Here is a 7936-nt window from a genome sequence, read left to right on the forward strand (position 1 = left end):
AAGCGGGAGTGGAAGCCGGTCTTTCACTCCCGCTTATGATATATACTCCTTCCTGTATTTAGAAGAGCGCCTATCCGGCGTATTCCTTTCTCTAATACCCCCTCAGAGCAGCAGCAGAAAATTGCTCCGGAGGCCCTTTTTTATTTAAATAATTCTTTTCGCCCCAACACCATTTCATCAGCTCCTCCCCCTGATATTACGCCACACCTGTAGCCAGCGACACAGCCTATCGGAATTTGTTTTGCCTTTTATACAACTATTATAAATGTCGTGATACGGGTGTCGCTTTTCTCAGAGTGATGCCATTTTTGATTCTGATAAGGTAAGACGCAGTCTGTAGGAAGGTGAAGCCTTTGCCGACCGTAAAAAAATCTCATCTTCTTGGCCTTACCTAAAAATGGCAGCCGTGTTCTATTGCAAAGGATTAAAGTACAACCTTGCTAGGTTTAGTTGAAATAATCCCCTACATTCAATTTTCTAAATATAAATACTGAATTCAGGTATAAATAACCTAGAACAAGCTTATGAAGAGAAATTTACACCCTGAAAGTTACAAACGTTTGTACGGATACCTGAAAGCCTGTCTTCTGGCTGGTTTATTTTCAGTATGTTGGTTGTCTGCCGCGGCCCAGCAACAGGAACCTGTCATAAAAGTAGACCTGAACATTGCCGGAAGACCACAGGCAGAGGTCAACGAGCCGGGCTACATTCCCTGGGTTATTTCAGAAAAGATGGCAGACAGCCTGGAAATAAACGGCGTTAAAATCAAATTCACAGGCGGCTTCTCCTCAGATTGGTATAAAGCCGGCGTGCAGGCACCGCACTATGCCAGGCTCGCCAACGATGGGCTTGTGGCGGGCGGGCCGCTGGAGATGCGCTTCAGCGGCCTTCCAGAGGGAACACATACATTGCTCACTTTCCACAATACCTTCGCCAACCCGCTCAACAATACCTTCAGCCCGGTAGATATTTTTGTGGACGGCACACAAGTGGTGGATAACCTGGTGGCCAGCAACAGAACCAGCGCCAACCACCAAGCTGAATCAGCTTACCTGACCCTGAACGCCCGTGCAGGAGAAGACGTGGTGGTTCGTTTTGAGGTAGCGTCAGAATCGGCCGCAACGCTGAAACAACTGGCCATCTGCGGCTTTGAGCTGAATACGGCTAACCAGAAACAGCAGGCCCGCCTGCCCCAGCCAGCCGATGGCGATGAGCATGTAATGACAGAAGGCAACAGCCTGACCCTGATCTGGGAGCCCGCGGCCGGCGCTGTGTCGCATGATGTGTATTACGGCACCAGCGCTGCGGCAGTAGCTTCGGCAGATCAGACATCGGGGCTCTTTGTGGGTAATCAAACAAAAACGGAGCATCCGGTAAGCGGGCTCTATAGCATGCAGCATTATTACTGGCGTGTGGATGAGGTAGATGCTGCCGGCAACAGAACCAGGGGCAATGTGTGGTCTTTCAAGCCGGCGCAGCTGGCCTTTCCGGGTGCGGAGGGCTATGGCCGTTTCGCTATTGGCGGGCGCGGCGGAAAAGTGGTGGAAGTCACCAACCTGAACGACAGCGGCCCCGGCAGCTTACGTGAGGCCGTAACCAACGACATCGGCCCCCGCACCATCATTTTCGCCGTGTCGGGTATCATTGAACTGGAGTCGCGGCTGGTCATGAGCCAGCCCTACGTTACCATTGCGGGCCAGACAGCACCCGGCAAAGGCATCACCATCCGGAAATCGCCGTTTGGCGTAACCGGAAACGACGTGATCCTGCGTCACCTGCGGGTGAGGCTGGGAGCAGGGCCTACCGCCGATGGCATGGGCCTGACGGGGGCCGACCACAGCATCATCGATCATAGCTCCATCAGCTGGACCATAGACGAGGCCTTCAGTTCGCGGGGTGGCAAAAACATTACGCTGCAGCGTACCCTTATCTCGGAAGCGCTCAACGTGGCCGGCCACAAAAACTACCCGGCCGGAACCGCCCACGGCTACGCAGCCACCATCGGCGGCGACATAGGCAGTTTTCACCACAACCTGCTGGCACATAATGCAGGCCGTAACTGGAGCCTGGGCGGTGGCCTGGATGGAAATGGAGTCTATGCAGGCAGAGTCGATATTCGCAATAATGTGGTTTACAACTGGGACAACCGCACAACCGACGGAGGTGCTCACGAGGTTAACTTTGTGAACAACTATTATAAGCCAGGTGCTGCCACCAGGTACTTCTACGCCCTGAATGCGCAACATGAAAAAGTTGGCACCGGCACCCAGCGATACTACTTTAGCGGCAACGTAATGCCCGGCCGTTTCGACGAGAGCAACCAGCAGGCCGGCCGCCGGATCTCTGGCAGCGTACCGTACGAAACGTTTGTGGACGAGCCCTTTTTCCCATCTTATGTAACCACCCACAGCGCCGGCGATGCCTTTAAACATGTGCTCTCCGATGTGGGCAACACCCAACCCGTGTTCGATGACCATGATATCCGGGTTGTGAATGAAACCTTGAATGGCACCTTTACCTACCGGGGCAGCAGGAGCAACAAGCCTGGCCTGCCCGACTCGCACCTAGATGTAGGCGGCTACGAAGAGTACCCTGTGGTACACCGCGCCGCAGACTGGGACAGCGACCACGACGGCTTGCCCGACTGGTGGGAAACTACTCACAACCTTAACCTAAATTCAGGCGAAGGCGACTTTTCTGATGCAAACGCAGACCCCGACCGCGATGGCTTTACCAACCTGGAAGATTACCTGGAGTGGATGGCAAACCCGCACTACTTTATGGCCACCGGTCAGCAGCTCGAAATCGATCTAGCCCAATATGCCCGGGGCTTCACCGACAATCCGGTATTTGCAGTGGCCGATGCCGAGAACGGAGAGGTAGTGATGCAGCCAAACAGCAGCACAGCCTCCTTCACGCCGGATGAAAACGGGCTGGCTGCGTTTAAGTTTACTGTTACTGATGCTGCCGGAAGCTCCATGACGCGCACCATTGGCATTTATGTGGGGAGCGGTACTTTAGGCCTGGAGGAGCCAGAAGAGAAGAAATTCGACATTCTCTGCTACCCTAACCCGGCAAAAGATGTGATGGCTGTGTCAGTTTTTATGGAGAGAGCAGCAGCAGCTACTGTTACGGTGAGCAATATCCTCGGAAGTAAAATCTCCGATAACCAATACCAACTCGCAGCCGGAGAGAACAAGGTGGATTTAAAAGTATCTTCGCTGGCTTCAGGCATTTATATTATTACGGTGGCTACCCCTGAAAGGCAGAAGGCGGCAAAGTTCGTTATCAAGTGATATTTCGAACTTCAGTTGCTGAATCTCTGGAAGGGTGTTTTGATTCAAATAATTTGATCTGGCACAAACCTCACAGCGTGCGCAGCTCCTGCGAGCGTTTTGCTTGAGAAAGTTGCTGCTGATCCTTCACGGCGCACGCTGCGAGGTCATGGGCATGCCAATTAGCAGCAGCACGAGCAGGAGCTTCTCCGGAGGGGCCTTTTGATTAGAATAATTTATGCCTGTCTGCCGCTGCTCCGGCACCTGCCCGTTCAGAGCCGCTTACACATTTTGTATAGGAGAGCAGTTTAAAATTTTATAGATTTGAAAGTAAAACAAGTAGCTGTACATCTGCGGAATCAGTTTTAAAGGAAATCTTTTAAATTTTCTGGACTTCTTAGCGTTAAGAAGTTAAATCTGATTTTTACTATCGCAGAAAATGATAGCTTTGCAACGCAATTTTTTAAAGGAATCAATTTACTAGAGTTTAAATGGCAGTTGATATATTAATAGGTTTGCAGTGGGGCGATGAAGGCAAAGGCAAGATTGTTGACGTTCTGGCTCCGACCTATGACATCGTGGCCCGTTTTCAGGGAGGGCCGAATGCAGGACACACCTTAGAGTTTGAGGGCACCAAGCACGTCCTTCACCAGATCCCATCCGGTATCTTTCATCCGAATATCAAAAATATTATCGGCAACGGGGTGGTGCTCGACCCGATCGTGTTCCGCAACGAAATGCTGAAACTGCAGGAGCGGGGCGTGGATGCGGCCCGGAACCTGTTCATTTCCAAAAAAGCGCAGCTCATCATTCCGTCGCACCGGAACATAGACCGTGTGTCGGAAGAGGCCCTGGGCAAAGCAAAGATCGGCTCCACCCTAAAAGGAATCGGCCCCACTTACCAGGACAAAATTGGACGGGTAGGCCTGCGGGTTGGCGATATCGTAGCGCCCGATTTTAAAGACAGATACAACAGGCTCCTCGATCGCCACCGCAAAATGGTGGAGTTCTACGGGCAGCAGCTTGACCTGGGCAACGAGGAAGCTGTCTTCTTCGAGGCCATTGAGTACCTGCGCACGCTCAAACTCGTCGACAGCGAGTACATGATCAACGAAGCCATGAAAAATGGCGAGCGTATTCTGGCCGAAGGGGCCCAAGGCGCTTTGCTGGACGTTGACTTCGGAACCTATCCTTTCGTTACTTCTTCTACCACCCTCGTGGCAGGAGCCTGTACAGGTTTAGGCGTGGCTCCTCGTCATATCGGTGAGGTATACGGTATTTTTAAAGCCTACTGCACCCGTGTTGGCAGCGGCCCATTTCCGACAGAACTGCACGACCAGGTAGGAGAGAACATCCGCCAGGCAGGCAAAGAGTTCGGCTCCACCACCGGCCGTCCGCGCCGTTGTGGCTGGGTAGACCTGCCGGCCCTGAAATACTCGATCATGCTGAACGGCGTTACGCAGCTCAACATGATGAAGGCCGACGTGCTGACCGAGTTCGATACGATTCAGGTTTGCACGCACTATAAACTGGCATCCGGCGAAGTAACCGATCAGTTGCCGCACTCACTCGAAGAGCCCATTGAACCGGTTTACGTAGACCTGCCAGGCTGGAAAGTAGACCTCAACCTGATCGAATCGGTAGAAGACCTGCCAGAGGCCTTCATGAAATATATCACGTTCCTGGAAGAGCAACTGCAGGTGCCAATCTCTATCGTGTCTGTTGGCCCGGACAGAAAGAGCACACTCAGAAGAGAAATCGAGAAGGTAGGTTAAGATTTTCAGAAGCACACTATAGTATATAGAGGGGGCTCTGTCTTTTAAGAAGGCAGAGCCCCTTTGCTTTTTTGGCCCTTCGTATAAAGCCTGATCAACAGCGGCAGAGCCCTCCGGAGGTGCTTTTTAATTAGAATAATTTGGTTGTTGAGTGACTGTTGTTGATTTGGAAACGAGATGATCGGAAATGCTCTACGTGGATGGTTATTGCCTGATGTTATGCCCCCTGATCAAAAGTTTCCTTCTCAGGCAATTATTTGAATGAAAATGGCCCTCGTGAGGCTGCTGCGGCTGCTGCTCTCTGTAGCGGCCTGACAAGGTTACGCCGCTACAGCAGGGATTTTTGCAAACTGGTGCGTAACATCAGTTATTAACCTTTGATTACCCGTAGTCCTGATTCTCGAAAGTTCAATGCATCTCTGGAAAAACAAAAAGGCTTGCATTTACCATCTAAATAAGAGCAGGGCAATGCTGCAGAGATAATTCGCTATCATAAAATCAGCTTAATTTATTACCTTTAACAACTGTTTGTTCTGGTATTCAAAAACAGGACTTGGTAAGTTGATATTTTGAGCGGCGGGGTATAACCATCATCTTTTAATTTTGATTAGACAAAAGTTTTGTATCACCAGGTAATGGTCTGGTGTCTTTCTTTTCTGAAGTATAGCTTAACTCAAAAAATATGACCCAATTATTACGCTGCCTGCTCCTGAACTTGCTGGTGCCCACCCTTCTTGGTCTTTCCAGCCCGTCTGCTGCTGCTTTTTCAGCCGAATCAACGTTTGCCAGTCACAGTTCCTTTGGTCGGCAGGTGGCTGATGTTGGTGCGCCAGCTGTTAGCCCGGTAGCGGCGGCCGCTACCAACCATTATGTGGCTCCAACCGGAAATGATGCAAATGCCGGAACGCTCGCTGCTCCATATGCCACCGTCACAAAAGCGATTTCGGTGGCGGCGTCCGGAGATACTATATTCCTGCGGGGCGGCACCTATACACACGCTGCCACCATAGGCGTTTCGAAGAGCGGCAGCAGCAACAGCCGGTACTATCTGTTTGCCTACCCTGGCGAAAGGGCTGTCCTGAATTTTTCAGCAATGTCCGTTTCGGGCAGCAACAGGGGCATGAACCTGTCCGGAAGCTATTGGCACCTCAGGGGCGTCGATTTCTATAAAGCCGGTGATAATGGCATGTTTGTGTCAGGGTCTAACAACATCATAGAGTTTTGTTCTTTCTATGAGAATGCCGACACAGGCCTGCAACTTGGCGGCGGAGCCTCCCATAATCAGGTCATCAACTGCGACTCCTATAACAACACCGACCCCGGCCATGGCAATGCCGATGGTTTTGCGCCCAAGCTGGATGTGGGCACCGGCAACTATTTCTACGGCTGCAGGGCCTGGCAAAACTCCGACGATGGCTGGGATGGCTACATGCGCGGCCGGAACGATGTCACCACCACGCTCGAGAACTGCTGGGTGTTTAAAAGCGGCTACCTCAAAGACGGCAGCATAAGCAAAGGAAACGGCAATGGCTTTAAGATGGGAGGCAGCGACGACAGAAGCCTGATGCACAACTTTATTTTAAAGAACTGCCTGGCCTTCGATAACAGAGTAAAAGGATTCGACCAGAACAACAACAAAGGGTCCATGACCTTATACAACTGCACCGCTTTTAATAATGGCACCAACTATGGCATGCAGCAGGCAGTTGGCAGTGGCAAAACCGTGATCGTTAAAAATTCGGTTTCGGCTGGCTCAGGCGCTGTGAATATCGTTTCATCTGCCACACAACAGACAAACAGCTGGATGAGCGGCTTCCAGGTAACTTCTGCAGATTTTATATCGATAAATCCTGAAGAAGCCTACGGCCCAAGAAAGCCAGACGGAAGTTTGCCTGATATCACCTTTTTGCACCTGGCTCCCGGCAGCGACCTGATTGATAGGGGGACCGATGTCGGTTTGCCCTTTACTGGGGCAGGCCCGGATCTGGGGTACAAAGAAAGTGGGGGAGTGGCACTTTCGGTTAAAGCGGAGTCAGGCAAGAGCCATAACCTGAAAATACAGGGCTACCCAAATCCATTTCAAAAATCAATCACCTTTACTTTCTCGCTTGCACAAGCCGGTATAGCAAGTCTCACGGTATATAATGCAACGGGCCAGCAGGTAGCCAGTGTGCATAACGGTTTTGTGAAAAAGGGAACAGAGAACACCATTAAATTCTCCGCAGAGGCTCTTCCGGAAGGAATTTACTACGGTGTGCTAAAGAGTAGCGGCCAACAGGCAGTATTTAAGATGATGCTGACAAAATAAGCTCCTCATAAGGCAAGCAGCACAGATGGATATATAGACAGCGAAAGGACTGATAAGAATTAGTATTATCTGCTATAACAAAAGTAAATGTTGTGCTACATTAAAGTGATGCGTATGTAGTTGTCCTCACGATAATGCACCTTCTGAGTCCGATAAAATAAACTAAAGTCGGTATATCTATTATCAGGACCGAAATAATGAAAGGGCCATTTTTAGCAAGGTGAAAACATTCATGCTGATAATAAGCAGGTTGCCTAAATAATTCAGTAATTGTTACCTGTTCGCTTGGAAACCGGGGGATGTTTGCTACTTTTGCATCCCCATCCGGCAGGGACGGGGGAGCGGCCGGCAGGCTGCTAAGAGAGTGAAAAAAAAGTTTGCCTGCACCCTTGCGGGACCGGAAAAGGTTCTTACCTTTGCATCCCGTTCCAGGGAGGGTGGCTCGGATGGCCAGGCAGTGGCGCCGGGGAGGGAGAGAGAAAAGGAAGCTGAAAAAATAAATTCACTTTTAGTTTGCACCTTCGAAAAAGTCTCTTACCTTTGCACCCGCTTCCAGAGGGAAGCTGTTCATGAGGGCA

General features: G+C 50.8%; 4 protein-coding genes. All 4 read left to right on the top strand.

Annotation, left to right across the window (positions count from 1 at the left end; all coding sequences use genetic code 11):
- Positions 1-524: 524 nt before the first annotated feature.
- Positions 525-3296, top strand: coding sequence for a T9SS type A sorting domain-containing protein (locus tag FJM74_RS14180; protein ID WP_187263272.1), 2772 nt, complete (start codon positions 525-527; stop codon positions 3294-3296).
- A 470-nt stretch (positions 3297-3766) separates the two neighbouring features.
- Entirely contained in the window at positions 3767-5050 is a 1284-nt protein-coding gene (locus FJM74_RS14185) for an adenylosuccinate synthase (RefSeq protein ID WP_187263273.1), read from the top strand.
- A 682-nt stretch (positions 5051-5732) separates the two neighbouring features.
- Positions 5733-7358: a right-handed parallel beta-helix repeat-containing protein gene (locus tag FJM74_RS14190; protein WP_187263274.1), complete on the top strand. Its 1626-nt coding sequence runs from the start codon at positions 5733-5735 to the stop codon at positions 7356-7358.
- Between the two features lie 364 nt (positions 7359-7722).
- Positions 7723-7936, top strand: a 214-nt coding sequence (locus FJM74_RS22215) for a hypothetical protein (protein ID WP_206684044.1), incomplete at its 3' end; no start/stop codon positions are given.

Origin of the sequence: Pontibacter beigongshangensis (genome assembly GCF_014332515.1) — a bacterium.
Taxonomy (GTDB): domain Bacteria; phylum Bacteroidota; class Bacteroidia; order Cytophagales; family Hymenobacteraceae; genus Pontibacter; species Pontibacter beigongshangensis.

What these genes read in the sequence shown, in the direction of transcription:
- FJM74_RS14180 (WP_187263272.1), top strand. Translation starts at nt 525, where the DNA reads ATGAAGAGAAATTTACACCCTGAAAGTTACAAACGTTTGTACGGATAC.
- FJM74_RS14185 (WP_187263273.1), top strand. Translation starts at nt 3,767, where the DNA reads ATGGCAGTTGATATATTAATAGGTTTGCAGTGGGGCGATGAAGGCAAA.
- FJM74_RS14190 (WP_187263274.1), top strand. Translation starts at nt 5,733, where the DNA reads ATGACCCAATTATTACGCTGCCTGCTCCTGAACTTGCTGGTGCCCACC.